Origin of the sequence: Streptomyces sp. NPDC001380 (assembly GCF_042895785.1) — a bacterium.
In the GTDB taxonomy this organism is placed as follows: Bacteria; Actinomycetota; Actinomycetes; order Streptomycetales; family Streptomycetaceae; genus Peterkaempfera.
On sequence record NZ_JBIAWP010000007.1, the window covers coordinates 124,007 to 149,608 of the forward strand.

General features: G+C 79.3%; 23 protein-coding genes and 1 riboswitch. Of the genes, 5 read left to right on the forward strand and 18 right to left on the reverse strand.

Going from position 1 to position 25,602, the window contains the following annotated elements:
- Positions 1-22: 22 nt before the first annotated feature.
- The gene (locus tag ACFY07_RS11110; protein WP_390868508.1) at positions 23-367 is read left to right on the forward strand and encodes an antibiotic biosynthesis monooxygenase family protein; all 345 of its coding nucleotides are present in this window, start codon (positions 23-25) and stop codon (positions 365-367) included.
- A gap of 120 nt (positions 368-487) precedes the next feature.
- Here ACFY07_RS11110 and ACFY07_RS11115 read toward each other — a convergent pair whose 3' ends face one another.
- The 8 genes from ACFY07_RS11115 to ACFY07_RS11150 all read right to left on the reverse strand — a co-directional run bounded on the left by ACFY07_RS11115 (position 488) and on the right by ACFY07_RS11150 (position 9,558).
- The gene (locus ACFY07_RS11115) at positions 488-1,555 is read right to left on the reverse strand and encodes a hypothetical protein (RefSeq protein ID WP_390868401.1); all 1,068 of its coding nucleotides are present in this window, start codon (positions 1,553-1,555) and stop codon (positions 488-490) included.
- A 23-nt stretch (positions 1,556-1,578) separates the two neighbouring features.
- Positions 1,579-2,145, reverse strand: coding sequence for a hypothetical protein (locus ACFY07_RS11120; RefSeq protein ID WP_390868402.1), 567 nt, complete (start codon positions 2,143-2,145; stop codon positions 1,579-1,581).
- Between the two features lie 195 nt (positions 2,146-2,340).
- Positions 2,341-3,297 carry an ECF transporter S component gene (locus ACFY07_RS11125; RefSeq protein ID WP_390868403.1) on the reverse strand — a complete coding sequence of 319 codons (957 nt, stop codon included), beginning with the start codon at positions 3,295-3,297 and terminating at the stop codon, positions 2,341-2,343.
- Positions 3,294-4,940 carry an ABC transporter ATP-binding protein gene (locus ACFY07_RS11130; RefSeq protein ID WP_390868404.1) on the reverse strand — a complete coding sequence of 549 codons (1,647 nt, stop codon included), beginning with the start codon at positions 4,938-4,940 and terminating at the stop codon, positions 3,294-3,296. Before ACFY07_RS11130 ends, ACFY07_RS11125 begins: the two co-directional genes overlap by 4 nt.
- On the reverse strand, positions 4,937-6,331 hold the full coding sequence (locus ACFY07_RS11135) for an energy-coupling factor transporter transmembrane protein EcfT (RefSeq protein ID WP_390868405.1): 1,395 nt from the start codon (positions 6,329-6,331) through the stop codon (positions 4,937-4,939). The genes ACFY07_RS11130 and ACFY07_RS11135 overlap by 4 nt, the downstream gene beginning before the upstream one ends.
- Before the next feature lie 11 nt (positions 6,332-6,342).
- On the reverse strand, positions 6,343-7,062 hold the full coding sequence (locus ACFY07_RS11140) for an SCO2322 family protein (RefSeq protein WP_390868406.1): 720 nt from the start codon (positions 7,060-7,062) through the stop codon (positions 6,343-6,345).
- The gene (locus tag ACFY07_RS11145; protein WP_390868407.1) at positions 7,059-8,480 is read right to left on the reverse strand and encodes a prenyltransferase/squalene oxidase repeat-containing protein; all 1,422 of its coding nucleotides are present in this window, start codon (positions 8,478-8,480) and stop codon (positions 7,059-7,061) included. Before ACFY07_RS11145 ends, ACFY07_RS11140 begins: the two co-directional genes overlap by 4 nt.
- 122 nt (positions 8,481-8,602) lie before the next feature.
- Positions 8,603-8,677, reverse strand: a riboswitch (cobalamin riboswitch).
- Positions 8,678-8,838: 161 nt separating this feature from the next.
- A complete protein-coding gene (locus ACFY07_RS11150; RefSeq protein ID WP_390868408.1) occupies positions 8,839-9,558 on the reverse strand; it encodes a TetR family transcriptional regulator in 720 nt (239 codons plus the stop codon).
- On the opposite strand from ACFY07_RS11150, the gene ACFY07_RS11155 reads away from it, so the two are divergent.
- From ACFY07_RS11155 to ACFY07_RS11165, 3 genes are all read left to right on the forward strand, one after another.
- Positions 9,557-11,062, forward strand: a complete 1,506-nt coding sequence (locus ACFY07_RS11155) for a glycosyltransferase family 4 protein (protein WP_390868409.1) — start codon at positions 9,557-9,559, stop codon at positions 11,060-11,062. The two genes, ACFY07_RS11150 and ACFY07_RS11155, sit on opposite strands and share 2 nt — an antisense overlap.
- Positions 11,063-11,147: 85 nt before the next feature.
- A complete protein-coding gene (locus ACFY07_RS11160; protein WP_390868410.1) occupies positions 11,148-11,921 on the forward strand; it encodes a class I SAM-dependent methyltransferase in 774 nt (257 codons plus the stop codon).
- Complete coding sequence (locus tag ACFY07_RS11165) at positions 11,918-13,021, forward strand: prenyltransferase (RefSeq protein ID WP_390868411.1); 1,104 nt, start codon at positions 11,918-11,920, stop codon at positions 13,019-13,021. Before ACFY07_RS11160 ends, ACFY07_RS11165 begins: the two co-directional genes overlap by 4 nt.
- Before the next feature lie 157 nt (positions 13,022-13,178).
- On the opposite strand, the gene ACFY07_RS11170 is transcribed toward ACFY07_RS11165, so the two are convergent.
- The 5 genes from ACFY07_RS11170 to ACFY07_RS11190 all read right to left on the reverse strand — a co-directional run bounded on the left by ACFY07_RS11170 (position 13,179) and on the right by ACFY07_RS11190 (position 17,984).
- Positions 13,179-13,451, reverse strand: coding sequence for a hypothetical protein (locus tag ACFY07_RS11170; protein WP_230649606.1), 273 nt, complete (start codon positions 13,449-13,451; stop codon positions 13,179-13,181).
- An 81-nt stretch (positions 13,452-13,532) separates the two neighbouring features.
- Positions 13,533-14,636: a hypothetical protein gene (locus tag ACFY07_RS11175; RefSeq protein WP_390868412.1), complete on the reverse strand. Its 1,104-nt coding sequence runs from the start codon at positions 14,634-14,636 to the stop codon at positions 13,533-13,535.
- 64 nt (positions 14,637-14,700) lie between these two features.
- Positions 14,701-15,615, reverse strand: a complete 915-nt coding sequence (locus ACFY07_RS11180; protein WP_390868509.1) for an N-acetylmuramoyl-L-alanine amidase — start codon at positions 15,613-15,615, stop codon at positions 14,701-14,703.
- Positions 15,616-15,808: 193 nt separating this feature from the next.
- Positions 15,809-17,173, reverse strand: a complete 1,365-nt coding sequence (locus ACFY07_RS11185) for a hypothetical protein (protein WP_390868413.1) — start codon at positions 17,171-17,173, stop codon at positions 15,809-15,811.
- A gap of 145 nt (positions 17,174-17,318) precedes the next feature.
- Positions 17,319-17,984, reverse strand: a complete 666-nt coding sequence (locus ACFY07_RS11190; protein WP_230649600.1) for a class I SAM-dependent methyltransferase — start codon at positions 17,982-17,984, stop codon at positions 17,319-17,321.
- A gap of 518 nt (positions 17,985-18,502) precedes the next feature.
- Here ACFY07_RS11190 and ACFY07_RS11195 point away from each other — a divergent pair.
- Complete coding sequence (locus ACFY07_RS11195; protein WP_390868414.1) at positions 18,503-19,582, forward strand: alcohol dehydrogenase catalytic domain-containing protein; 1,080 nt, start codon at positions 18,503-18,505, stop codon at positions 19,580-19,582.
- 55 nt (positions 19,583-19,637) lie between these two features.
- On the opposite strand, the gene ACFY07_RS11200 is transcribed toward ACFY07_RS11195, so the two are convergent.
- From ACFY07_RS11200 to ACFY07_RS11220, 5 genes are all read right to left on the reverse strand, one after another.
- Entirely contained in the window at positions 19,638-20,678 is a 1,041-nt protein-coding gene (locus ACFY07_RS11200) for a CU044_5270 family protein (RefSeq protein ID WP_390868415.1), read from the reverse strand.
- A 107-nt stretch (positions 20,679-20,785) separates the two neighbouring features.
- Positions 20,786-21,205 (reverse strand): hypothetical protein, encoded by a 420-nt coding sequence (locus tag ACFY07_RS11205; protein WP_390868416.1) that lies wholly within the window; start codon positions 21,203-21,205, stop codon positions 20,786-20,788.
- A 61-nt stretch (positions 21,206-21,266) separates the two neighbouring features.
- Entirely contained in the window at positions 21,267-21,947 is a 681-nt protein-coding gene (locus ACFY07_RS11210; protein WP_390868417.1) for a peptidase inhibitor family I36 protein, read from the reverse strand.
- 424 nt (positions 21,948-22,371) lie between these two features.
- On the reverse strand, positions 22,372-22,587 hold the full coding sequence (locus ACFY07_RS11215; RefSeq protein WP_390868418.1) for a hypothetical protein: 216 nt from the start codon (positions 22,585-22,587) through the stop codon (positions 22,372-22,374).
- Positions 22,588-22,867: 280 nt separating this feature from the next.
- Positions 22,868-24,847 (reverse strand): alpha/beta hydrolase family protein, encoded by a 1,980-nt coding sequence (locus ACFY07_RS11220; protein WP_390868419.1) that lies wholly within the window; start codon positions 24,845-24,847, stop codon positions 22,868-22,870.
- Positions 24,848-25,602 lie beyond the last annotated feature (755 nt).

Consider the following 25,602-nt stretch of genomic DNA (forward strand, 5'->3'; position numbering starts at 1 on the left):
AGCGGTGCGGCAGGATGGACGCATGAGCGTCGTGAAGATCAACGTGCTGACGGTCCCGCCGGAGCAGCGGGAGGTGCTGGAGCAGCGGTTCGCCGCGCGGGCCGGCGCCGTGGAGGGGTCCGACGGCTTCGAGTGGTTCGAGCTGCTGCGGCCCGTCGACGGGACGGACCGGTACCTCGTGTACACCAGGTGGCGCAGCGAGGAGGACTTCCGGACGTGGATGTCCGGTCCGATGCAGAGCGCGCACCGGGGCGGCGGTCAGGGCGGCGGTGAGGAGCAGGGCGGCGGGCAGGCCCGGCCGGCCGCCACCGACTCGTCGCTGTGGTCGTTCGAGGTCGTGCAGCAGGCGTCGCCGAAGCTCGGCTGAGACCGGCCGCCGCGAGGCTGCCGGCGCCCGTCCCGGCAGAGCCCGGACGGCCCGGACGGCGGAGGGCCCCGGACCTCCCGCAGGAGGTCCGGGGCCCTCGGCGCCCGTCCGGCGGTGCCGTCAGGTCTGCAGCAGGTGCGTGACCAGACCGCGGTACTTCTGGAGCGCGAGGCGCAGTTCCTCCGTCTCGCCCTCGCCCTGGCCCTGCCAGCCGCCGCGCAGGGTGCGGCGGCGCTCCTCGATGCCCTCGGTGATCATCGCGGCGACCTTGTCCAGGAGCTGGTCCGCCTCCTCGACGGCGTGCTTCGGGCCGTCCACGAAGCCGACCATGATCTCCCGCCAGCGGGCCTGGAGGTCCTCCGCCGCATCGCTGCGCAGGAGGTGGTCCTCCTCGGCGGCCGCGCCCGCGGTGCCCGTACCGCCGGCGGCGTGCCGCGGCCGGTCGGTCCGGCCGGACGCGGCGGTGGCAGCCGCGGCACCGGCGGCGGCTGCCGCCGTCCCGCCGGTGCCGGTGCCGGTGCCGGTGCGGTCGGCGGCAGTGCGGTCGGTACCGGTGCGGTCGTCCGCCGTCCGGCCGGTGCTCGTGCTGCCGGTGGCGCCGATCCCCGTGCCGGTGGTCCGGTCGTCGGCCGTGTCCGCGCGGTGGCCCGTGCCGATCCGGTCGCCGGTGCCCGTGCGGTCCGTCTCCGTGCGGTCGGTCTCCGTGCGGTCCGTCTCCGTGCGGTCCTTCGACAGGCCGCCGCGGTCCGCGATGTCGCTGCGGTCCCCCGTGGAGTCCCGTCCGGCAGTGCTCGGCGCACCGCCCTGTGCGGTGGTGTCCCGAGCGGCGGTGTCCCGGGCGGCGGTCCCGCCGGCCCCGGCCCCGGCCTCGGGGTCGTGGTGGGGGTCGGTGACCGAGCCGGTGACGGGACCGGGCGGGGTGCCCGGAGGCGTGACGGTCCGCGGGTCGGGACCGGCGGCCTGCTGCGCCGCGCGGGCGGCGGCCTCCTCGCGGCGCGGTTCGCCGGGCGCCGTCGCCGGACGCTCCGGGGTGCCCGCGGTCCGGTACCCGTACACCGAGTCCTCGGACGCGGCCCGGCCGCTGGGCGGCTCCTCCGGTGTCCTGGCCGCCTGCTGGCCCTCGTCGTCCCGGCCCTGTGCGCGCCGCAGCAGTTCCTCGCCGCGTTCGGTGCTTCTGCGCTCGCCCATGGGGGTGTCCTCTTCCTTCGTCGTCAGTGGCTGGTGGTGGGGCGGGGGGTGCCGGACCCGGCCTCGACGAGCTCGGCGAAGAGCTCGCGGGCGCGGACCACGGCCTCGCGCATCTCCTCGGTGGTGGCGCTGCCCTCCTGGGCCTTCCGGGCGACGGCGTGCGCGCTGCGGTAGCTCTGCAGCGTGCGGGCGTGGTCGACGGAGAGCGCAGCCAGGGCCTCGTCGCGCTCGTCGGCGGGGTAGCCGCGGTCGCGCATGACGCGGCCGATCAGCTCGTCGGCGTCGACCAGGGCCTGCCCGGGGGCGTCGACGAACTCCTCCTGCAGCCCCGCCCAGTCGGTCCGGTAGCGCTCGCGGGCCTCGTCGCTCAGGGGACGGACGTCGAGGTCGCGGCGCAGGCGCAGGCGTTCCTCCAGGTCCTCCTGGGCCTTCTCGGGGGTGCCGTGCTCGGCGACCGCCCGGTGGTACTCGGGGCCGAACCGCCGCTCCAGGCGGCGCCTGCGCATCCGGGGCCGCAAGGTCAGGGCGGCGAGGGCCGCGACGACGACCACGGCGACCACGATCAGGGCGATGGTCGCACCAGTGCTCATGACAAGCCTCCTGCTGGGTGGGCGGGGCCCCCGGCGGGCGGCCTCCGTGACGACCGTGCGTGACCGGCTCGAAGGGTCGCCTGCCCCCATCCGCGGGCACGACACCCGTACGGCCCGATGTCCCGGAGGAGCCGTCACGTCCCGTGCCGCCAAGGGTCCCGGGCCGTCCGCCACAGCGCCGTGCGGCGGTCCGGATCAGCGTCCGGAGGTGCCCTCGGCGGAGCCGTCCCCGGCGGTGGGCCGCCCGGCCGGGCCGTCCTCGAAGGAGACGGGCGCATCGAAGGCGGCGCGGCGCGAGGCGCGGCGCAGGGCCCGCAGCACCGGTCCGCCGACGGTGAGGCAGAGGACGACGGTGACGGCGGCGCGCGGCAGGTCCCAGCCGAGGGAGGTGGCGAGGCAGTACGCCGTGAAGCGCGCCAGGTTGGCGGTGAGCGGGTCGCCGGGGACGAAGGAGACGGAGCTGCTCATGCCGCCCAGGTAGGGCCAGCCCTGGAGGTTCATCACGGTGCCGTACAGGACGGAGGAGACGGCCCCGTACGCGGCGAGCAGGACGCGTTCGCGCCGCCCGCGCAGGCCGGCCGCGCCCGGGAGCAGCCCCGCGCCCGTGCACACCCACCCCATGGCCAGCATCTGGAACGGCAGCCAGGGGCCCACGCCCCCGGTGAGCAGGCCGGACGCGAACATCGACAGCGCGCCCAGCACGAAGCCGAACCCGGGCCCGAGCACCCGGCCCGCCAGCACCATGAGGAAGAACATCGGCTCGATCCCGGCCGTGCCCGCGCCCAGCGGGCGCAGGGCGGCGCCGGCGGCGGCGAGGACGCCGAGCAGGGCGACCGCCTTGGCGTCCAGGCCGGGGCCGCCGTCGGCCCGGCCCTCGGCGACCTGGGCGACGGCCACCGCCAGCAGCAGCGGCAGCAGGGCGGCGAAGAGCCAGGGCGCGTCGGCGGAGTGGCCGACGAGGTCGGCTCCGGGGGAGGCGAGCAGCGGCCAGCCGAAGGCGGCGACGCCCGCCGCGGAGGTCAGCGCGAGGGCCGCGGCGGACCGCCGGCCGAGGGGGACGGGCCGGGTGGCGCTGCGGTGCCCGGCGCCGGTGCCGGGCGCGGCGGTCCGGGGCGCGGCGGTCCGGGGCGCCGCCCCGGGTGCGGGGGTCACGCGGGGCTCCCCGGCGCCGCGCCGACCGGCGTGAGCGCGTCCCTTACCTGACTGACCGTCAGCCAGGGCTCGGGGGCGAGCACCTTCGCCACCTGCGGGGCGAAGGCGGGCGAGGCGGTGACCACCGAGGCGGTCGGCCCGTCGTCCACCACCTCCCCGTCGGCCAGCACGACCGTGCGGTCGGCCAGCTCCGCGGCCAGCTCCACGTCGTGGGTGGCGAGCAGCACGGCGCACCGCGGCTCCTCGGCGGCGAGCCCGCGCACGATCCCCACCAGCCGCTCCTTGGCCGCGTAGTCCAGCCCCCGGGTCGGCTCGTCGAGCAGCAGCAGGGCGGGCCGGGCCGTGAGGACGACCGCCAGCGCGAGCGAGAGCCGCTGGCCCTCGGAGAGGTCGCGCGGGTGGCTGCCGTCCGCGAGACCCGGCAGCAGCCGCTCCACGAGGGCGCGGCAGGTGCCGGGCTCCGCCCCCGCGTCGGCGTCGGCCGCGGCGCACTCGGCGGCGACCGTCTCCCCGTACAGCAGGTCGCGCGGGTCCTGCGGGACCAGCCCGACCTGCCGGACCAGCTGCCCCGGCCGGGTGCGGTGCGGGACCAGTCCGGCGACCCGCACCGAGCCGGACGCGGGCGCGTGCAGGCCCACCAGGCTGCCCAGCAGGGTCGACTTGCCCGCGCCGTTGCGCCCCATCAGGGCGGTGACCGAACCCCGGTGCAGGACCAGGTCGACGCCGCGCAGCGCCGCCGTGCCCCCGCGCCGCACCGCGAGGGAGCGCACCTCGGCGACGGCCTCGCCGGGCGGCCGCCCGGCGGGGGTGCGCGGGGCCGGTGCGGCGGCGGCGAGGCGGGCCCGCAGCGGGGCGGCCCGGCGCCGGGCGTCGCGGACCGAGAGCGGCGGCGGCGACCAGCCGGCGGCGCGGCCGAGGCCCACGACCGGCGGGAAGACCGGGGACGCCGCCATGACCTCGGCCGGGTCGCCGCTCACCGGGGGCAGGCCGGGGCCGGGCAGCAGCACCACCCGGTCGGCGTACTGCACCACCCGCTCCAGGCGGTGCTCGGCCAGCAGCACGGTGGTGCCCAGGTCGTGGACGAGCCGCTGGAGCACCGCCAGCACCTCCTCCGCCGCACCGGGGTCGAGCGCGGAGGTGGGCTCGTCCAGGACGAGCAGCCGGGGGCCGACGGCGAGGACGGAGCCGATCGCCACCCGCTGCTGCTGGCCGCCGGAGAGGGAGGCGGGCGCCCGGTCGCGCAGCTCGGCGAGGCCCATCAGGTCGAGGGTCTCCTCGACGCGGCGGCGCATCACCTCGGGCGGCGTGCCCAGGGACTCCAGGCCGTAGGCGAGCTCGTCCTCCACGGTGTCGGTGACGAAGTGGGCCAGCGGGTCCTGGCCGACGGTGCCGACCGCGTCGGCGAGGTCGCGCGGCCGGTGGGTGCGGGTGTCGCGCCCGGCCACCGTGACGCGGCCGCGCAGCACGCCGCCGGTGAAGTGCGGCACCAGGCCGGAGACGGCGCCCAGCAGCGTGGACTTGCCCGACCCCGACGGGCCGACCAGCAGGCACAGCTCGCCCTCGGGCACGTGCAGGTCCACCCCGGCCAGGGCGGGGGCGTCGGCGTCGGGGTAGGTCACGGAGACCTGCTCGAAGGTGATCACCGGTCGGCCTCCTTCCGTTCCTCTGCGTCCTTCCGTTCCTGCCGCGCCCGCCGCTCCCGCGGGTGCCCCGGCCCCCCCGTGGCGGTGCGCGCCCCGGCGCCCGTGGGCTCCCCCGCGCCCTCCCGCGCGCCGGCCGCCTCCCGCGGGCCCCGCCCCGCCGTCCGCGGCGGGACCGGCGCGGCGACCGCCGGGACCAGGCCCAGCAGCACGGCGGCGGCCGGCAGCAGCGGCAGCGCGGGCGCGGTGAGCGGGACGGCCGGCGGGTGGAAGGCGCCCGGGTCGCGGGTCGACAGCCACACCGTCAGCCCCGCGACGGCCGCGCCCGAGCCGGCGGTCAGCCACTCCCGGGCCGCCCACGGGTCGGGCCGGTGGCGGGTGCGCAGCGCCCGCCGCCCGCCGAGCACCAGTCCGCCCGCGGCGGCGGCCAGTCCGGCGGCCAGCAGCGGCAGCGCCCACACCGTGCCGGTGTCGGTCAGCAGCCCGTACACCGCGACGCACACCCCGGTCAGACCGGTGAGGGTGAGCGCCGCCGTGGTGCGGCGCACGGCGGGCGGCACGTCGGCGGTGCGGCCGAAGCCGCGGGTGTCCATGGCGGCGGCCAGGCCCACCGACCGCTCCAGGGCGCCCTCCAGGACCGGCAGGCCCACGCTCAGCAGCGCCCGCACGCCCCGGTCGGGACGCCCCCGCAGCCGCCGGGCGGCCCGCAGCCGCCGCACGTCGGCGACGAGGTTCGGCGCGAACGTCATGGCGACGACCACCGCCACCCCCGCCTCGTACAGGGCGCCCGGCAGGGAGCGCAGCAGCCGGGCGGGGCTCGCGAGCGCGTTCGCCGCGCCGACGCAGCCCAGCAGCACGGCCAGCTTCAGGCCGTCCTCCAGGGCGAAGGCCAGGGCCTCCGCGGTGACCCGGCCGCCCAGCCGCACCCCCTGGGCCCAGTCGGGCAGCGGCACCTCGGGGAGGGTGAACAGCACGCGGGTGCCCGGGACCGGCGAGCCCAGCAGCACGGCGAAGACCAGCCGGATGCCGAGCACCACCAGGCCCAGCCGCAGGAACGCCCCGTACGACCGCGACCAGGGGGCGTCGCCGCGCCGGGCGGCGACGACGTGCCCGGCGACGGCCGCGGCGAGGAGCAGCAGCAGCGGGTTCGTCGTGCGGGAGGCGGCGGTGCCCAGGCCCAGCGCCCACAGCCACCACGCGCCCGGGTGCAGCTGCCGCGGCCCGGCGGCGGGACGGCGGGCCGTGCGGCGGCCGCCGGCACGGTCGCGGCCGGGCCGCCGCCGCTCCCCGCCGCCGGCCGTGCGTGCGGCGGGGACCGCCGCGGCCGCCGGGCCGGCGGGCGGGGCCGCGGGGCGCGGGCCCGCTGCTTGCGGGTCCACGGACTGCGGGTCCACGGGGTGCGGGTTCACGGCGTGCGCCGGCGGCGGGCCCGGACGACGGCGCCGGCCGCGACCGCCGCGACCACCGCCCCGCCCGCGGCCAGCCCGACGGACGGACCGCCGCCGTCACCGCTCCCGCCGCCCTTCGCGGGCGCCCCCGCCGCGTCCGCGGTGCCCGCGCCGACGGCCTCGCCGCAGCCGGACCGGGGGTACCCGGCGATGGCGCACAGGATGGCGCTGCCGTCGTAGCGCAGCGGCGGCACGGTCGCGGCCAGCACCTCGGCGCTGCTCGCGTCCTCGGGGACGACCGCGCAGGCGGTGCGCCGGACCGGGGGCCGCTCGCCCGCCGGGGCGTCGGCGGGGGTGCCGAAGTCGAGCACCACGGCGACCCGCTTGCGGCCCGCGCGGGCCGCGGTGCCGCCGCAGACCGCCGCGAAGCCGGCGGCCGCGCGCGGCCGGGCGGCGCCGCTGCCGCCGTCGGGGCTCACCGCGAACCGCCAGCCGTCCACGCCGCCGTCCTGCGGCCGGTAGGTGGCCGGCCCCTGCTGCTGGTACGTCCAGGAGCCGCTGCTGCCGTCCCAGAACGACCAGTAGCGGTACCCGGTGGCCTGCGCCGGGGCGGCGGCCAGCAGCGGGAGCGCGGCGGCCGCCGCGAGCACGAGCGCCCGGGCGGCCGGGCGCGCCGCGGCGCCCGGCCGGACGCGCGCCCGGGTCCCCGTCCCGGTCCCGGTCCCGGTCCTCGTCATCGGTCGTCGCCGCCGCCGGCGGCCGCGCCGTCCCGCGCGTCGTCGGCGGGGGCGGCGGCCGCGGGGGCGGCGGCCGGGGCCGTGCCCGCCGCCGGTCCCCGCTTCCCCCGGCGGCTGAGGAACACCCCGCCGCCGATGCCGGCGGCCAGGCCCATGCCGATCAGCCACACGGGGGAGAAGCCGCCGTTCTCGTCCTCGTCCGCGCCGGTCACGGAGGAGCCGGGCGCCTTGGTGCCGTCGGGCGCGGCGGAGGCGGCCGAGGCGGCGGCGGAGGGGAGCGAGGCGGGGGCCGGGCCGGAGTTCACCAGCATCTGGACGACGTTGCTGCCGCCGAAGTTGTACGGGTCCAGCCCGGTCGCCTTCGCCACCAGCAGCAGCGTCGCGGCGGACGCCGGGTTGACGCCCTGCTTGCCCTGCATCCAGGCGTAGCCGTTGCCCGCCAGCCAGTCGGCGGCGTCGGACGCCTGGTCCGGGTGCCCGGCCGCGACCAGGCCCAGCACGGCCCAGGAGGTGGCGTTGTAGTCGGGCGCGGGGGCGGCGCCGGGCAGCGACTGCATCAGCCGCTGCTTGCCCGCGGCCAGCCGCCCGACGAGGAAGTGCGCGTCCGCCTCGGCGGAGCTCTCGCGGGGCAGGGCGCCCTTCGCCCCGGCGGCGCAGTCCGGCGCGGCGGCCGGCTTCTCCCGGCGCGCGCCCGGCGCGACGGGCAGGGCGCCGCCGGCCGCGGCGAGCAGGGCCTGGGCGGAGGCGAGGTCGTTGGGCTCCAGCGCGCCGGACTTGTCGGGCTGGTACGCGAACGCGCCCCGCTTCGCCGCGGGGGCGTCGCAGCCGAGCTGGAAGGAGGCCAGGCCGTCGTAGGCGCTGCGGTCGTGCTTGCGCACCTGGGCCGGGTCGGCCTTGGCGGCGACGAGGGCGTTGACGGCGAGGCCGGTGGAGTTCCCGTCGCTGGCGCCGCCGGGGTTGTACGACCAGCCGCCGTCGGGGTTCTGGTGGCGGCGCAGCCAGGAGACGCCCCTGGCGGTCGCGGCGTCGTGGCCGCCGAGGGCGGTCAGGGCCTGGACGGCGAGCGCGGTGGCGTTGCTGTCCTCGGTGGCCGCGGTGCACGCGTCGGCGGTGTCGGCGCGGAAGGACGGCCAGCCGCCGTCGCCGCACTGCTGCCCGGTGAGCCACCGCACGGCGGCGTCGGCGGGCCGCACCTGGGCGGTGTGCAGGGCGAGCAGCGCCAGGGACTGCCGCCAGACGCCGTCGTAGGTCGGGTCGTCCTTGCCGTACAGGCCCGGGGGCACCGCCACCGGCGAGGGGGAGACGGCGGACGCGGCCGGGGAGGCGGAGTCGTCGGCGAGGGCCGGTGCGGCGGCGGTGCCGGTGAGGAGCGCGGCGCAGGCGAGCGCGGCGCCGGCGCGGGCGGCGGCGGAGAGCATCAGCGGGTGTTGCCTTTCGGTGAGCGGTCGTGGCCGCCACCGTGCGGGCGCCGGCCGTCCGTAGACCTCGACGGGTGCCGGACGTCCGCTGCCGCGGGCCCGGGAAGCCGCTCGCCTCCGCCGGGCATTCCGACTCGCCCGCCTGGGGGGCGGGCTCACGGCTGCGTGGTCAGTGCCGGACTTGCACCGGCTTCCCCCGGACGGGAGGCGCATGGAGTTGTGTCGCGGACACTCTAACGGGCGCCCGCACGGGACCGCCCCGGGGGCGGGACAGGGACCCGCGGGGCCGGGGCGCGCGGGGCCGGAACCCGCGGTGCCGCCGGGGCCCGCGCCCGGCGCGGACGCCCGGGAGGGGCGCTCACCCCAGGGTCAGCAGCCGGGCGGCGGTCTCCAGGTCGCCCCGGACCTCGGCGATGGAGGACCGGCCGGAGAGCCACGAGACCAGGGCCGACTGCCAGGTGTGCCCGACGACCCGGACGGCGGCGAGCTCCCCCGCGGTGGGCGGCCGGTCCAGCCCCATGGCGTCCACGACGACGGCGGTGGTGAGCCGGCCCACCCGGTCGGCCTCGGCGCCGGCCGACCGGTCGGCCGAGGTCAGCGCCCGCACCATCGCCTCGGCGAGCCGCGGCTCGCGCTGCAGCCGGTGGAAGGCGCGCATCAGGACGTCGGCGACCCGGGCCGCCGGGTCGTCCCCGGCGGGCGGGCGGCGGCGCAGCCGGTCGCGCATGAGCTGCAGCCGGTCCTCCATGACGGCGACCAGCAGGTGCGTCTTGGAGGGGAAGTAGCGGTACAGCGTCCCCAGGGCCACGCCCGAGCCCTCCGCGACCTCCCGCATCTGCACCGCGTCGAAGCCGCCCCGGCAGGCCAGCGCCGCCGCGGCCTCCAGGATGCGGCGCCGCCGCTCCTCCTGCCGCCCGGTGAGCGGTGCGCCCCCGTCACCGGCAGGACGGGAGGCGCCCGCCCCCGCGGTGCGGGCGCGGCCCGGCGCGGCCCGGCGGGCGTGCCCGGCCGGCCCGGTGCGGGCGGCCGGTCCGGCGTGCGCGGCCGGTTCGGCGTGCGGGGTCGGACCTGCCGTCATGGGTGCTCCCCGTGGTCGGCTCCGGCGTGGCGCGAATCACCAGCCCTGCCTCCGGCGGGAGGCCCGCGGGCCGGTATCTTCGAGTTCTCCCAGATGTTCGATACTGAAACCTGTTCTACCCCACCCGCGGCGTCCGCGCCCGGGGCGGTGCGGGAAGAAGGAGCCGAGGGTGACCGCTCAGACCCAGGGGGCCGCCCGGGAGGCCGAGCAGCCGCTGCGCGTCGCGCTGCTGTCCTACAAGGGGAACCCGTTCTGCGGCGGCCAGGGCGTCTACGTCCGGCACCTCTCCCGCGAGCTGGCCCGCCTCGGGCACCGCGTCGAGGTCCTCGGCGGACAGCCCTACCCCGTGCTCGACGAGGTCGACGGCCCCGGCTCGGTCTCCTTCACCGAGATCCCCAGCCTCGACCTGTACCGCCAGCCCGACCCCTTCCGCACGCCCCGGCCCGGCGAGTACCGCGACGCCGTGGACCTGCTGGAGGTCGCCACCATGTGGACCGGCGGCTTCCCCGAGCCGCTCACCTTCTCGCTGCGCGCCCGCCGCTTCCTCGCCGCCCGCCGCGGCCGGTACGACGTCGTCCACGACAACCAGACCCTCGGCTACGGCCTGCTCGGCCTGGAGCGGCACGGCTTCCCCCTGGTCACCACCATCCACCACCCGGTCACCGTCGACCGCGAGCTGGAGCTGGCCTCCGCCGCGGACCTCAAGCGCCGCCTGTCGGTGCGCCGCTGGTACGCCTTCACCCGCATGCAGAAGCGCGTCGCCCGCCGCCTGGACCACGTGCTCACCGTCTCCGGCAGCTCCCGCGACGAGATCGCCGGGCACCTGGGCGTCGACCGCGCCCGCATCGGCGTCGTCCCCATCGGCGCCGACACCCGCCTGTGGGCGCCGGACGCCTCCGTGCCGGTCGTCCCCGGACGGATCGTCACCACCTCCAGCGCCGACGTGCCGCTCAAGGGCCTGGTCCACCTCGTGGAGGCGCTCGGCAAGGTCCGCACCGAACGTGAGGCGCACCTGGTCGTCGTCGGCCGCAGCCGCGACGACGGGCCGGTCGCCGAGGCCGTCCGCCGCCTGGGCCTGGAGGGGCACGTCACCTTCCGCAGCGGCCTCACCGACGCCGAGCTGGTCGACCTCTACCGCTCCGCCGAGGTCGCCTGCGTCCCCTCCCTGTACGAGGGCTTCTCGCTGCCCGCCGCCGAGGCCATGGCCACGGGCACCCCCCTGGTCGCCACCACCGGCGGCGCCATCCCCGAGGTCGCCGGACCCCACGGGGAGACCTGCCTGGCCGTGCCGCCCGGCGACGCCGGCGCCCTCGCCGCCGCCCTCGGCCGGATGCTCGACGACCCGGAGCTGCGCGCCCGCATCGGCGCGGCCGGCCGCGAGCGCGTCCTGGCCCGCTTCACCTGGGAGCGCGCCGCCGCCCTCACCGCCGACCGGTACCGCGAGGCCGTCGCCACCGGCGCCGGGCAGCGGGCGCGCACCGGCCCCGGCTGGCGTTACGTCTGACGACCGCACCCCCGTACCCTTCCTGACGCACCACCACGCCACCGGGACCGTGCCGGCCGGCGCCGCAACGAATGGGAGCCACGCAGTGCTGACCGTCGACTTCTCCCGCTTCCCGCTCGCCCCCGGCGACCGGGTGCTCGACCTGGGCTGCGGCGGCGGCCGGCACGCCTTCGAGTGCTACCGGCGCGGCGCCGACGTGGTCGCGCTGGACCGCAACGCCGAGGAGATCGCCGAGGTCCGCCGGTGGTTCGCGGCCATGGACGAGGCCGGCGAGGCCCCCGCGGGCGCCCGCGCCACCGCCCTGGAGGGCGACGCCCTCGCGCTGCCCTTCGAGGACGACTCCTTCGACCGGATCATCGTCTCCGAGGTGATGGAGCACATCCCGGACGACAAGGGCGTCCTCGCCGAGATGGTCCGCGTCCTGAAGCCCGGCGGCCTCATCGCGGTGACCGTGCCCCGCTGGCTGCCCGAGAAGATCTGCTGGGCGCTCTCCGACGCCTACCACGAGGTCGAGGGCGGCCACATCCGCATCTACCGCGGCGACGAGCTGCTGGAGCGGATGCGCGAGGCGGGCCTCGAGCCCTACGGCACCCACCACGCCCACGGGCTGCACTCCCCGTACTGGTGGCTCAAGTGCGCCTTCGGCGTGGACAACGACCGGGCGCTGCCGGTGAAGCTGTACCACAAGCTGCTGGTCTGGGACATCGTCAAGCGCCCGCTGGCCACCCGCCTCGCCGAGGCCGCGCTCGACCCGCTGATCGGCAAGAGCTTCGTCGCCTACGCCACCAAGCCCCACCTGCCCGCCGCCGCCGCCGCTGCCGCCGGCAGCGGCGCGCAGGAGAGCGGGGAGGGCGCGTGACCGCCGCCGAGGACCTGGCCGTCCCCGACGCGCTCGTGCTGCCCGGCGTCCTCGACGCCGCCCAGGCCGCCGCCACCGTGCGCACCATCCTCGCCGACCAGCGGCCCGACGGCGCCATACCGTGGTTCACCGGCGGGCACCTCGACCCCTGGGACCACACCGAGGCCGCCATGGCCCTCGACGCCGCCGGCGAGCACGCCGCCGCCGAGGCCGCCTACCGCTGGCTCGCCGCCAACCAGAACGCCGACGGCTCCTGGTACGCCTCCTACACCGACGGCGTGCCCGACAACCGGGCCAGGGAGACCAACTTCTGCGCCTACATCGCCGTCGGCGTCTGGCACCACTACCTCGCCACCGGCGACGACGCCTTCGTCGACCGGATCTGGCCCGCCGTGCGCCGCGCCGTCGACTTCGTCGTCGGCCTCCAGCTGCCCGGCGGCGCGGTCGCCTGGCGCCAGGACGAGGACGGCACCGCCGCCGGCGAGGCCCTGCTCACCGGCTCCTCCAGCATCCTGCACGCCCTGCGCTGCGCCCTCGCCCTCGCCGACCACCTGGAGGAGCCCCAGCCCGACTGGGAGCTCGCCGCCGGCCGCCTCGCCCACGCGGTCGCCCACCACCCCGAGCGGTTCCTCGACAAGGACCGCTACTCGATGGACTGGTACTACCCCGTCCTCGGCACCGCGCTGCGCGGCGCCGCGGCCCAGCGGCGCATCGCCGAGGGCTGGGACCGGTTCGTCGTCCCCGGCCTGGGCGTGCGCTGCGTCTCCGACCGGCCCTGGGTCACCGGCGGCGAGAGCGCCGAGCTCGCCCTCGCCCTGTGGGCGGTCGGCGAGTCCGACCGGGCGGTCGACGTCCTGCGCTGGATCCGCCACCTGCGGCACGACGACGGCTCCTACTGGACCGGCTACGTCTTCGAGGACGACGCGGTCTGGCCGGAGGAGCGCACCACCTGGACCGCCGGCTCGATGCTGCTGGCCGTGGCGGCGCTCGGCGGCGACCACGCCACCGTCGCCGTCTTCGGCGGCGAGCAGCTCCCGGCCGGGCTCGCGGTGGCGGACTGCTGCGAGGCCGGGGACGCACGCGACGGCAGCCGCGCCTGAGGGCGCGGCCGCCGGTGTCGGTGCCGGTGGTGCTGCCGTGACGGCGGTGCCGTCGTGGCGGTGGGTGCTGCCGCGCCGGCGGTGCGCCGGGCGCGGGGTGCGCCGTTCCTCGGTGGCCCGCCCCCGCGGGCGTGCCGTGGGCCGTGGGCGCCGCGGGTCAGCCGCGGCGCGACACGACGCGGGCCAGCAGCACGCCGACGGCCGCGTACACCACGGCCGCGATGCCGTAGTTGACGGTGGTGCGCAGCTTGGCGTTGTCGATGGCGAAGAGGTTCCGGGACCAGGTGGCCAGCCAGTCGGCCGCGTCGTGGAACCACTGGACGACCGTGTTCGCGCGGTTGGCGTCGAACAGGAACAAGAGGATCCAGACGACCAGGACGGCTGCGGCTATGTTGGCCAGCAGCCTGACGATACGTGACAGTCCGCTCATGGACAGCGTCTTGCCCGTGCCGCACGAGCCAAACGCCCCGCCCGGAGTGCTCCGGGCGGGGCGTCCTGGACCGGAGGCGCGTCAGCCGCGCTCGATGCCCGACGTGTCGGTCAGCAGGCCGCGGCGGCCGTCCTGCAGCTGGGCCACCAGGGCCGGGCCGCGCTGCTCCACGGCCAGGAACCAGGTGCCCGGGGTCAGCTCGCCGACCGGCGGGCCCGCCGGGTCGTCCTCCGGCGCCAGCGGGCGCGGCGCGGGCACCGCGAACCAGAACGGCGCGAAGTCCGGCGCGGGGGCCGGGGCGGGTGCGGGGGCGTGCGCGCCGGCCGGGCCGCCGAAGGAGCCCTCCTGCGGCTGCTGCCCGCCCGGACCGGGCTGCTGCGCGGCGCCGCCCCAGGGCTGTCCGCCCGCGGGCTGCTGGGCGGCCGGGTAGCCGTAGCCGCCGTCCTGCCCGGGGCCGCCGGGGTGGCCGCCCTGCTGCGGGTGGCCGGGGTGGCCGCCCTGCTGGGGGCCGCCGGGGTAGCCGCCGGGACCGCCCTGCTGCGGGCCGCCCGGGTAGCCGCCCGGGTACGCGCCGCCCTGCTGGGGGCCGCCGGGGTAGCCGCCCTGCTGCGGGTAGCCCTGCTGCGGGCCGCCCGGGTAGCCGCCCGGGTACGCGCCGCCCTGCTGCGGGGCGGGCGCGGGCCGGGCGTCGGGGAGCAGTCTCGCCTGGAGGGCCGGCACCAGCGGCGTCGCGACCGCGGCACCCGCGGTGACCAGCGCCGCCAGGAGCATCAGGTAGGTGCCGAAGGCGTGGTCCACGGAGTCGCCGAAGTCCACGCCGTCCGACGACGGCAGCGCCGCGAAGTAGCCGGAGCCGTTGGCGAACAGCGTCCACACCGCGCTCCAGGCGGCGAAGACGGTGAGGGCGGTGCCCCACTGGCCGAGCCGCAGGCCGGCGACCTGCTTCGCCTGCGCGGCCTCCCCCCGGGAGCGGGCGAGCAGCACCAGCGCCGCCCCCGCCAGGCCCGCCAGCACGACCGAGCCGAGAGTGACGAGGAAGCCGCTGTGCCAGGTGTTGTACGAGCAGGTGTCACCCGTGCAGTTCTTCTTCGCCGCCGAGTACAGCGGGAGGAAGGACGAGACGAGCAGCAGCAGTGCCCCGACGGCGACGGCGGCGTCTCCCCGTTTGAGAGAGCGCAGATTCACGGACGGTTCCCCTCGGTCGTGTCGCCGTGTTCGGCGTGAGTTGACGTTCGAACGGGACAGGAGCCTATCGACCCGGGCCGGTGAGGAAGGCGGTGAGGGCGTCGGCGAGGCCCTCCGCCGCACGTCCGCGCCACTGAGGGTCCTTCATGCGCCGGGCGTCGCCCGCGTTGCGCATGTTGCCGCACTCGATGAACACCTTCGGCACCCGGGAGAGGTTCAGCCCGCCGAGGTCGCCGCGGACGTCGAGGCCGTCGCGCCCCAGGTACGTGGAGTACGCCTGGCCGGTCGCCGCCGCGAAGCGGTCCCGCAGCAGCAGCCCCAGCGTGCGGGACGGGCCGGTGATCGGCGCGGTGTCGGCCCTCCCCTCCTCGACCCGGGAGGGCAGGATCACGTGGAAGCCGTGCCCCCGGGCCGGTCCGCCGTCCCCGTGCACCGACACCGCGGCGTCCGCGTGCGCGCGGTTGCCCGCCGCCGCCCGCTCGTCGACGCAGGGGCCCCAGGCGCGGTCGCCGTCCTGGGTGAGCACCACCCGCGCCCCCTCGGCCTCCAGGAGGCGCTTCGCCCGCCGCACCACGTCCAGGGTGAAGGACGCCTCCGGGTAGCCGTCGTCGGTCGACGTGCCCGTGGTGTCGCACTCCTTGCGGCCGTTGCCGATGTCGACGCTGCGGGCGATCTCCGCGGTGTGCGCGCCGTTGTGCGGGTTGTGGCCCGGGTCCAGCAGCACCGTGCGGCCCGCGAGCGGCCGGCCGGCGTCCGCGGGCGGGACGGCGCGCCCGGAGGCGGACGGGCGGGGCCGGCCGGTGGGGGACGCGCTCCCGCCGGGCGACGGACCGCCGGAGGGCGGCCGGCCGGCGGGGGAGGCGTCCACGGAGAGGGAGCCGGACGCCGCGGCGTCCGGCCGGCCCCCGCCGCCCGGCACCGCCTGCCAGCCCAGCCACCCGGCCAGGCCGAGGGCGCCGGCGGTCCCGGCGGCGGCCAGCAGCCGCACCGCGGGCCGCAGGCGCGGGGTCCGGTCGCCGTAGGGGGTTCCGAACAGGCCGTCGTCGGGCCCGTCGTGGTCGTCGTGGTCGTCGTGCGGGCCGCCGCCGGGGGCGGGCACGCCGGCGGAGGCGTTCCCGTCGTCGGGACCGTCGTCGGGGCGGGGGGAGTGGCGCAGGAAGGGCACGGTCGGGTCAGATCCCATCCCCGGTCCGCGACGCGAGGCCGTACCGGTGGGCGATCGGGTTCCAGGAGAGGACGAAGGACTGCTTGCTGCGGGTCGCCCGGGCGCTCCAGGCGTCGGCCTGCTGCCGGTCCGCGGTGCGGGGCGCGCCGCCCGCCGCGCAGCCGTCCGCGATCACCCGGTCGGCCCACCGGCGGTAGGCCCGGTCGGCGTCGGCGGACTGCTGCCAGGCCGAGCGCAGCAGCGCGGCGGCGGACCGGCCGCCCTGCAGCGCGCCCAGGTCCAGCCGGCCCAGCTCGGCGAGCAGCTGCTCGCGCTGGCCGGCCGCCTGGTCGAAGACGGCGGCGGCGCTCCGCATCGCCGCCGGGTCGGCGCAGCTCTCCACGGTGGCGACGGCGTTGCCGACCTGCCTGCGGGCCCCGGCGTTGCGGGACAGCAGCCGGTCCAGGGCCGCCGCCTGGGCCCGCGCCGCGGCCGGGTCCGCCGGGGCGGCGGAGGAGGACGGCGCGTCCGACGCCGGTGCGGAGGGCTGCGACGGACCGCCCGGCGGCGGCGGGGCCGGGGTGCCGCTGCCGACGGGGGACGCCGGGACGGAGGAGGAGGCGGTCGCGCGGGAGCCGCCGGAGCCGCCCAGGGCCCACACCAGGCCCCCGCCCAGGGCCGCCGCGGCCAGCACCACGACGGCCGCGAGCAGCGCGGTCCGGCGGCCGTGGCCCGCGCCGCCGTCCTCCGGCGCGCCCGGGGGCATGCCGGGGACCGGCCCGGGCTGCTGCGGCGCGCCGTACGGCTGGGGGTACCCGTACGCCGGGGGCGCCGGGGGGTGGCCGTGGCCCTGCTGCGGCCCGGGCGCGCCGTACCCCTGCTGCGGCCCGGGCGCGCCGTACCCCTGCTGCGGCCCGGGGTGGCCGTACGCGGGGGAGGACTGCGGGGGGCCGTACGCGGGGGAGGGCTGCGGGGCGCCGTAGCCCGGCGGGGGAGGGCCGAAGCCGGCGGACGCTCCCGGACCGGCCGGGCCCTGCGGGTCCCGGCCCTGCGGGTCCTGGGGCTGCGCGGGCTGCGGGACCTGGCGCGGGGAGGGCGGGGGCGGCGGCGCGGGGGCCGCCGCGGGGGTGTCCATCGACGTCGGCAGGTACGGGCGGCCGCCCGGAGGAGGCCCGCCGGGACCGCCGCCCCCGGGACCGTCGCCCCCGGGCCCGCCGCCGGCCGCTCCCCCGTCCCCGCCCGGGGCGGCGGGGGCGCCGCCCCGGCCGGACCCGGGCGCACCGGTGCCCCGCAGCCGCTGGGTGCTGCCGTCGCCGCGTCTCACCCAGCCGCCGGCCCCGTCGCGCGCCGTCGGGTCCCAGACCGCCGGTGCGCCCTCGTCGTCGTTCGCCATCCCGTCTCCCCGCACGGTCGCCGCGGGCCCGCCGCGCCGCGGCCCGTGGAGCTCTCCGGCCGCACGCCCGTGCCGCCGCAGGGGCCACCGTACCGGGCGCGGGACCCGGGGTCCGCGCGCACGCCCCTCCCGGCCGGGCCGGTGGTCACGCCGCGCGGCGCAGCACCCGCAGCGAACCGGTCACCGAGACCTCCTCGAACCCCTCGGCCAGCGCCCGCAGGTACACCCGGTAGGGCGCCTGCCCGCCGTCGGCCGGGTCGGGGAAGACGTCGTGCACCACCAGCAGGCCGCCGTCGGCCAGGTGCGGCACCCAGCCCTCGTAGTCCGCCGTGGCGTGCTCGTCGGTGTGGCCGCCGTCGATGAACACCAGCCCCACCGGCGACCCCCACACGGCCGCCACCTGCGGCGACCGCCCGACCAGGGCCACGACGTGGTCCTCCAGCCCGGCGGCGTGCAGGGTCCGGCGGAAGCGCGGCAGGGTGTCCATCCGGCCGACCTCCGGGTCCACCAGCGTCGCGTCGTGGTACTCCCAGCCCGGCTGCTGCTCCTCCGAGCCCCGGTGGTGGTCGACCGTCAGCGCCACGGTGCCGGCGGCGCGGGCGGCCGCGGCGAGCAGGATCGCCGAGCGGCCGCAGTAGGTGCCGATCTCCAGCACCGGCAGCCCGGTGCGCGCGGCGGCGTCCGCGGCGGCCGCGTACAGGGCCAGGCCCTCGTCCACGGGCATGAATCCGGTCGCCGCCTCGAACGCCGCCAGGACCTCCGGCCCCGGGCGTGCCGCGGTGCCGGTGGTCCCGCCGATGCCGTGCGCCATGTGCTGCTCCCTGTTCCCCGGACGGGCCCCGCCGCCTCCGCGGCCGGGCCGGTCCGCCGTGTGCCGGTGCCGGTGCCGGTGCCGGTGCCGTCCGTGCGGTGCGCCGTCCGTGCCGTCCGCCGTCCGTGCCGTGTGGTGGGCGCGGGCGGTGCGCGCCGCGCGTCCGGTGGACCCTACTCGACGGCGCGGGCCCGCCGCCGGACCGGCCCCGGGCTGCGCCGACCGGTGGTTACCGGCGGGTAGAGGACCGCCCGCCGGGGGTTCCGGAGGCCTGCCGCATGCGTTATACATGGTCCCGCGGCCGGAGCACCCTCCGGCCCGCCCCGTGGACGGCGGCCCAGGGCCGCAGCGGACGGCCCCGGCGCGGCCGCAGGTGCGGACGGCCGCGCCGGGGCTCCCCCCCTCCCGGGGCCGCACCCGGCCCGTGCACCCCGGGCCCGCCCCCGGTCCGCAGTCCCCGCACCGCCCCGGACCGGACCGGCCCCGGACCGGCGGGACGAACCGACGGGAGCCGTGCCGTGCGCGCAGCGATCCTCCACGAGACCGGCCAGGAGCACCTGGAGGTCCGCGACGACGTCGAGACGGTGCCGCTCGGACCGGGCACCGTCCGCGTCCGGCTGCGCGCCGCGGGCCTGTGCCACTCCGACCTGTCCGCGATGAGCGGCGTCCTGCCGCAGCCCGCGCCGTTCGTCCCCGGCCACGAGGGCGCCGGCGACGTGGTCGAGGCCGGGCCCGGGGTCACCGGCCTGGAGCCGGGCGACCGCGTGGTCCTCTGCTGGATGCCGCCCTGCGGCGCCTGCCCGCACTGCCGCCGCGGCCAGGGCCACCTGTGCACGGCGAGCCTCTCCCGGCTGCGCACCCCCGGCTTCCGCTTCGCCGGCGGCACCGGCCTGTACGGCTTCTACAGCGTCGGCGCCTTCGCCGAGGAGGTCGTGGTCGCCGCCGGAAGCGCCCTCAAGGTGCCCTCCGACGTGCCCTACGAGGTGGCGGCCCTGGTCGGCTGCGGGGTCACCACCGGGGTGGGCGCCGCCGTCAACACCGCCGCCGTGGCCCCGGGCTCCTCCGTGGCCGTGATCGGCTGCGGCGGCGTCGGCGTCGCCGCCGTGCAGGGCGCCCGCGTCTGCGGCGCCGCCCGGATCGTGGCCGTCGACCCGGTCGCCTCCCGCCGGGAGCGCGCCCTGGCCTTCGGCGCCACCGACGCCGTCGCCCCCGAGGAGCTCAGGGCCGCCGGGCGGCGGCTCACCGAGGGCGGCTTCGACTACGTCTTCGAGGCCGTCGGCCGCTCCGCCACCGTCCGCGCCGCCTACGACGCGGCCCGCCGCGGCGGCGCCGTGGTGGTCGTCGGGGCGGGCGCCCGCGACGACCGGGTGTCGTTCTCCCTCGGCGAGCTCTTCTTCGACGAGAAGCGGATCCTGCCCTCGATGTACGGGGGCGGCGACGTGCGGCGCACCGCCGACCGCGTGCTGGACCTGTGGCGCGCCGGGCGGATCGACCTGGAGGGCATGGCCACCCACCGGGTGGCGCTGGAGGACGTCGGCGACGCGCTCGCCCTGATGCGCGCGGGCGAGGGCCTGCGCACCCTGGTCTCCTTCGGCTGAGCCGTCCCGCCCGGCCCCGCGGCGCCGGGCGGGACGGCCGGTCCGCGGCGCCGGCTCACCCGTCCCGGCGGGGGAGCTCCCCCGGCCGGTCGGCGATGCCCTGGCCGAGGACGGCGGTCGAGGTCACGGCGGTGCCCGCGCTGCCCCACGGGCCGTCCCGGAGCAGGACCTCGCGCTCCCCGAGGAGCCGCAGGCTGCCCCGGTCGAAGATCCACTCGGTGCGTTCGCCCCCGTGGTCGCGCACGACGGCCGTGCCGTGCCGTCCGGCCGCGTCCACGGCGTCGGGCACGACCGCCACGCCGGGGATGCGGGCCGCGGCGCGGTACAGGGCGGCACCGGTCCCGGGCGGCACCGCCGTGCCGCGCAGCAGGTCGCCGATGGTGGTGAACGCCTCCTGGTCCGGGCCGGTGGTGGAGCCGGTGCCGGGGCCGTGGCCGGGGACGGTCTCGGCGTAGATCCTCCGCAGCAGGGCGCCGGGGTCGGCGGGGAGCCGCTCCAGGAGCCGGTAGGTCGGACTGCTCAGCGTGCCGTCGCCGGGGGCGTCCAGCCACCGCGTGCCGCCGCCGTCGCGCTGCAGGGTGCGCCCGCTGCCGTCGACCGACGTCCACTCCTCGCGGTCCGCCGCCACCCGCCCGGTCCGCCCGGTGTCGCCGTCCAGCGACGTCGTCCAGCCGGTGACGCGGACGTAGCCGTACCGGTCGCCGGGGACCGGGGAGCCGGGCCCCTCCGCGGCGGCCAGGGCGGCGCGCTCCAGGAGCCGCACCGCGCCCGGCGAGGCCGCGTGCCGCGCGTGCCCGCGCTCCCGGGTTCCGGGAGAGCCCGCCGGGGCCGTCCCCGTCGGCAGGCCGCCGACGCCGACGGTGACCGCCAGGGCGCCGGCGGCGACGGCCGCGGCCGCCGCCGCGAGCAGGGCCGGGCGCCGCCGCCGGCCGGACCGGCCGGGGGAGGGCGGGGCCGCGCGGGCCGGGTCTCCCCCGGGGCGGTGGCGCCGCTCGGCGCGGGGGTCCGGATCCGCCGGACGCGGCAGGAGGCGGCCGGCCTCCCCGGGCACCGGCTCCTCGGGCTCCCCGGACCGCTGCCGGAAGGGGATGGTCACCGGATCTCCTCTCAGTGGTGCGGAACGGGGTGCGGAACGGCGTGCGGATCCGGGGCGCGGACGGGCCGTGCGGGGCCGCCGCCCGGCGGGGCCGCCCCGGGCGGGGCTCAGAACCGCCCGACGCCGCCGAGGATCCTGCCGTTCCGGTCGAAGACGCTCACCTGTCCCACCTGCCCGCCGGTGTGCGCCCAGGCGGCGAACGCTCCGGCGATGCGCTCCGCCTCCCGGCTCTCCCCGGGAGCCAGGTCCGTGGAGACGTAGGCGTTGCCGGTGCTGCCGTCCCACTGCCCGGACAGCGCCGTCACGTGCCGGACCGCCTCCCTCTGCTCCGCCGTCCCCTCCCGGTCGGTGCGGGACAGGAAGGCCCTCCTGTCCTCCGCCGGGACGGTGGGCACCCCCGAGGGGAAGGCGCTGACGGTGTGCACCTCGCTCGGCACGGCCACGGTCTCCGTCGAGCAGGAGGAGGCGCCGAGGACGGCGGCTGCGGCCAGGGCCGCGGCGGCGAGGGGTCGCTCCGGTCGCTCCAAGGGGGCCCCTTCCGGGGGACGGGCCGCCTCCGCCGGGGCGGCGGGGCGGCGGGTGCGGTCGTCAGACGACGAGGGCGTCCGCCCTGTCGTTCCAGCTGCCGCCGGTCCGGTAGCCGACCTTCGTGAAGTCCTTCACGCATGCGTCGGCGGGCAGGAGCAGTTCCGGATCCGGCATGAGCGGGCGCCAGTCGTAGAGCCCGCCGCGTCCCACCGCCTTGAGGTCGCAGGCCGAGCTGGCCTTGTCGCGGAAGTCCCACTCCTGCAGCCGCTTCGTCCCCGGGGCGGACCAGCGCAGCATCCTGCCCCGGTAGCCGGCGTCCTGCCAGAGGCAGACGTAGGAGGCCGGGCAGGACTCCGTGGAGCGGGCGTAGCCGGGCGGGACGGGGTCGGCGGGGGCGGTGGTGACGGGCCCGACGCCGTAGCCGTCGCCGGCGGCCTCCGCGGCGGCCCGCCCGGCGCCGGAGCGGAGCGTCCGGGGCTGCGGGTGTGCGGCGTCGTGGGCGGCCACCGCCGCGTCGGCCTCGGCCGTCGTGTCGAAGCAGCCGACCGACCTGTCCGGGAACTCGTTGCAGACGCTCGCGCCGTCCCAGCCGTCCGCCAGGTCGATCGTCCTGCCGTCGTGGTCGGCGAGCACACCGCCGCCGGTTCCGCCGCCGTCGGCGGCGTGGGAGGCGGGGGCCGGTGCCAGCACGAGGAGGGCCGCCGACAACGCCGTGCCCGTCATGCGCCTGCTGCCGCGCAAGTCCGCCTCCCTGGACGTCCGGGGGGAGGGGTCCGCCGCTCCCCCCTGAGCAACGGGCGGCATCCTAGGGAGCAGGGCGGATGTCGTCAAATTCCTTCACAAATGGAGATGGTGACGTCCATTTCGCCCGCCCCCGGGAGTCGCCCGCCCCCGGGAGTCGCCCGCCCCCGGGAGTCGCCCGCCCCCGGGAGTCGCCCGCCCCCGGGGTTCGCCCGTTCCGGGGGCGTGTCCCGGGCCGCGGCCCCGGCCGGCCCCTCCGGCGGACCACCCGGGTGCCCCCCGTCCGGGCATCGTCCCGCCTCCGTCCCGGCCGCTGGCCCCGCCCCGCCGCTCCGCCCCGCCGCGGGGCGGCGGGGCGGCGCGGCGGGGCCCGGACCGGTCGGCGCCGCCCCCGGTCCGGGCCCCGCGGTGCGGAAGCGGTCGGCTACATCCCGCCGGACATCCCGGGGAAGGACCACCCCGGGGCCTGCGGCCCCGACAGGGCGCTCCCCGCACGGCGGTGGCGGCCGTGCCCGGCCTCCGGCTCCAGGACGGCGTCGTCGTTGCGCGCGACGGGCCCGCGGTGCCGGCCGGCCCCGGCGCCCGCAGCCACCGCCTCGGCGGCGCGCTTCTCTGTGGTGTCGGTGAAGGCTTCGGACATCAGATGCGTTCTCCGTGGGAGGGGTCAGGACTGGACGGTGCCGCACGGCGGTGCACGCCGTGCGGGTGCACCGCGGGACCCGGTCGCGGACCGGGGCCGGGCCGCCGGGGCGGCCGCTCGGGTGGATCACCCTACCCAGGCGGTCACGGCCGGTGCACGCTCGGTCCCGCCCCGTCGGCGGACCGCTGCGGCGCACCCCGGGGGGCACGCCCACGGGACGGGTGACGGACCGTCGTCCGACCGGCCGTCACCCGGCGCTCCCGGCCGCCGCGCCCGCAGGTCAGGAGGGGCGGCCCGTGCGGAGGAAGCCCGCCAGCAGCTCCCGCACGACGGGCGCGCCCTCCTCCGCCAGGAGCTCGTGCCCCGCCCCCGCCGACTCCACACACCGGAAGTCGGCCCCCTCCGCGCGCCCCGCCCGCAGCAGCCGCTCCCGCAGCGCGCGGGAGTGCGCCACCGGCACCACCTCGTCGCGGTCGCCGTGCACCACCAGCAGCGGCGCGGTGATGCGGTGGCAGACCTCCAGGACGTCGCGGGGCCCGCGTGCGTCGTCCACCGTCGCGCCGCCGCCGAGCCGGGCGGTGAGCGCCCGCACCGGGGCGGCCGCCTCGGCGAGCAGCCGCGCCCCGGAGAGGAACGGCGCCACGGCCGCGCAGCGCGACACGTGGCCGTCGGGGGCGTGGGCGGCGGCCAGCAGGGCCAGGAACGCGCCGTAGCTGATCCCGAACAGGGCGGGCGGCTCCAGTCCGAGGGCCGCCCGGCGGGGCGCCAGGTCCGCGAGCAGCGCCAGGACGTCCTCCAGGTCCGGGCCGCCCCAGGCGCCGTGCAGGCACAGGGCGTGCTCGGGCCCGTACCCGGTGCTGCCCCGCTGGTTGGGCGCGACCACGGCCAGCCCCTCGGCCGCCAGCCGTTGCAGCGTCGGGTCGAACTCCAGCCGCCAGGCGTCGGCCGGTCCGCCGTGCAGCGCCACGACCAGGTGGCGCGCGGTGGACCAGCCGGCCCCGCCGTAGACGACGGCCTCCATCGGACCGGCCGCCCCGCACAGCTCCACGGCGGCGGCGGGGTGCCAGCGGCCGCCGCCGGGCCCGGCGCTGCCGTCGAGGCGCCAGCCGGGCGGCCCGGGCGGCGTGTCCGGGGACGGCATGTCCGGGGACGGCGTGCCCGGGGACGGCGTGCCCGGGGCCGGGGTGCCGGGCGGCGGTGCGCCCTGCGGTGCGCGGGGCGGTAGGGGCGCGGCCGCCGGGCGCCGCGCCGCGTCCACGTCGAGGGTCGCCAGCGCCGCCGGGTGGTCCGGGGCCGAGTACGGGATGCGCAGCCCCGCCCGCGACCAGTGGGCCACCGCCCCGAACCGGCCCGCCGGTGCGGGCAGCGGCTCCAGCCCCCCGCCGGACGGCCGCCACAGCGCCAGTGCCGAGCCCGCGCCCCGGTCGAGCTGCACGGCGACGCGCCGCTCCGCCGCCGGCCCGGGGGAGGCCGCGGCCTCCACGGCCACCGGCCGCACCAGCGCGCCCGGCACGTGCAGGCACTCGGGGAAGCGCAGCGGCTCCTCCGTGCCGAGCACGCCCCAGCCGAGGCGGTCGGTGCCCGGGGCGTCGCTGCGCACGACGGCGAGCCGGGTGTCCGGGTCGAAGAGGACCAGGCGGTCGCTGCTGCCCTCGGCGATCTCCAGCAGCGGCGACACGGTGCCGTCGGCGAGGTCCAGCGCGACGCTGCGCACGGTCCCGCCCGCGACCCGGTCCAGGGCCAGCAGTCGGCCCTGCCGGTCGAGCCACACCCCGCCGCCGAAGAGCCCCGCCAGCTCGGCGGCGCGGCGGGGTGCCGAGCCGTCCCCGGTGACCAGCCAGACGGTGGTGACGTGCCGGGCGTCGCCCGCCAGGGCCACCGCGACCGGGGCGCCGGGCCCGGCGCCGGGCGGCACGGGCACCGGCAGCAGCCGCAGGGCGGCGGCGCGCAGCGTCCCGACGGGCTGCTCGCCCCCGGGGGAGAGGACCGTCGACCGGTGCAGCTCCCCGTCGTGGCGGCAGACCAGCACCCGGCCGTCGGCCAGTGCCACCAGCTGGGCCTGCAGGCTCTCCGAGCGGCGTCCGGCGGGCGGCAGCGGCACGGGCGCTGGTGCGGCCCCGGGCCGGTCCAGCCGCCAGCTCTCGGCGTACCACCCGCCGCCGTCGGCGGCGGCCAGGCAGGCCGCGTGGGAGCCGTCGGCGGCGAAGGTGAAGGAGACGCGGCGCAGGGCCGGTGCGGCGGTGCGCGTGGTGAGGGTCATGCGGAGGCCGTCCGTGCGGCCTCCGGCCCGGAGGAAGGCGCGCCGCGGAAGGGCCGGGCGCGGCCGACCGGCCCGGCGCCCGCGGCCGGTGCGGCGGTCGGGCGCCCGGGCGGCCTCCGGACGGGCGGCGGCGCCGTCCGCGGCCGGACCGGCCGCGGGCGTCCGCAGCGGCGCGTGCCGGGCCGTGTCCGGTCACGTGCGCCGGTCGGGCGCAGGGGCCCCTCGTGTCCGTCGGCGGGGGAGGAGGGAGCGCGGTGCGGTGCACCGCAGGGTGGAGGGCCGGCGCCGTCCCGGGCGTACCCGGCCGGCTCCGACGAGGCGGCGGGGCGCCGTGCCCCCGGGCACGGCGCGCGCCGGGCGGGCGCGGCCGGCCACGGCCCGGGGGTCGGCGGCCGGACCGCGCTCCGGAGGGCGCCGGCGGTGGACCCCCATCCACCACCGGCACCCCCGGGCGCGGCCGCGGCCGCCCGTGCGTCCTCCGCCGGCCTGCGGCCCCCGGTCACGTGCCGCGGTGTGCCCTTCCCCATGCCTGCACATCCCTGCCTCGGACCCGTGGCGACCGCATGCCGGCCGGCTTCGGAAACCGGGGCGGGAATGGACGTTCTTCCGGTCCCCCTGACCCATCCGGCCCATTCCCGCCCCGTCGCAGCACCGAAGGTACGGGCGCTTCCCGGCGGCCCTCAACGCGATCACCGGCCCTTCACCCGTACGGGTGGTCCGCGGCGTATTCCGCTCCCGCGGCCGGTCCGCAGCCC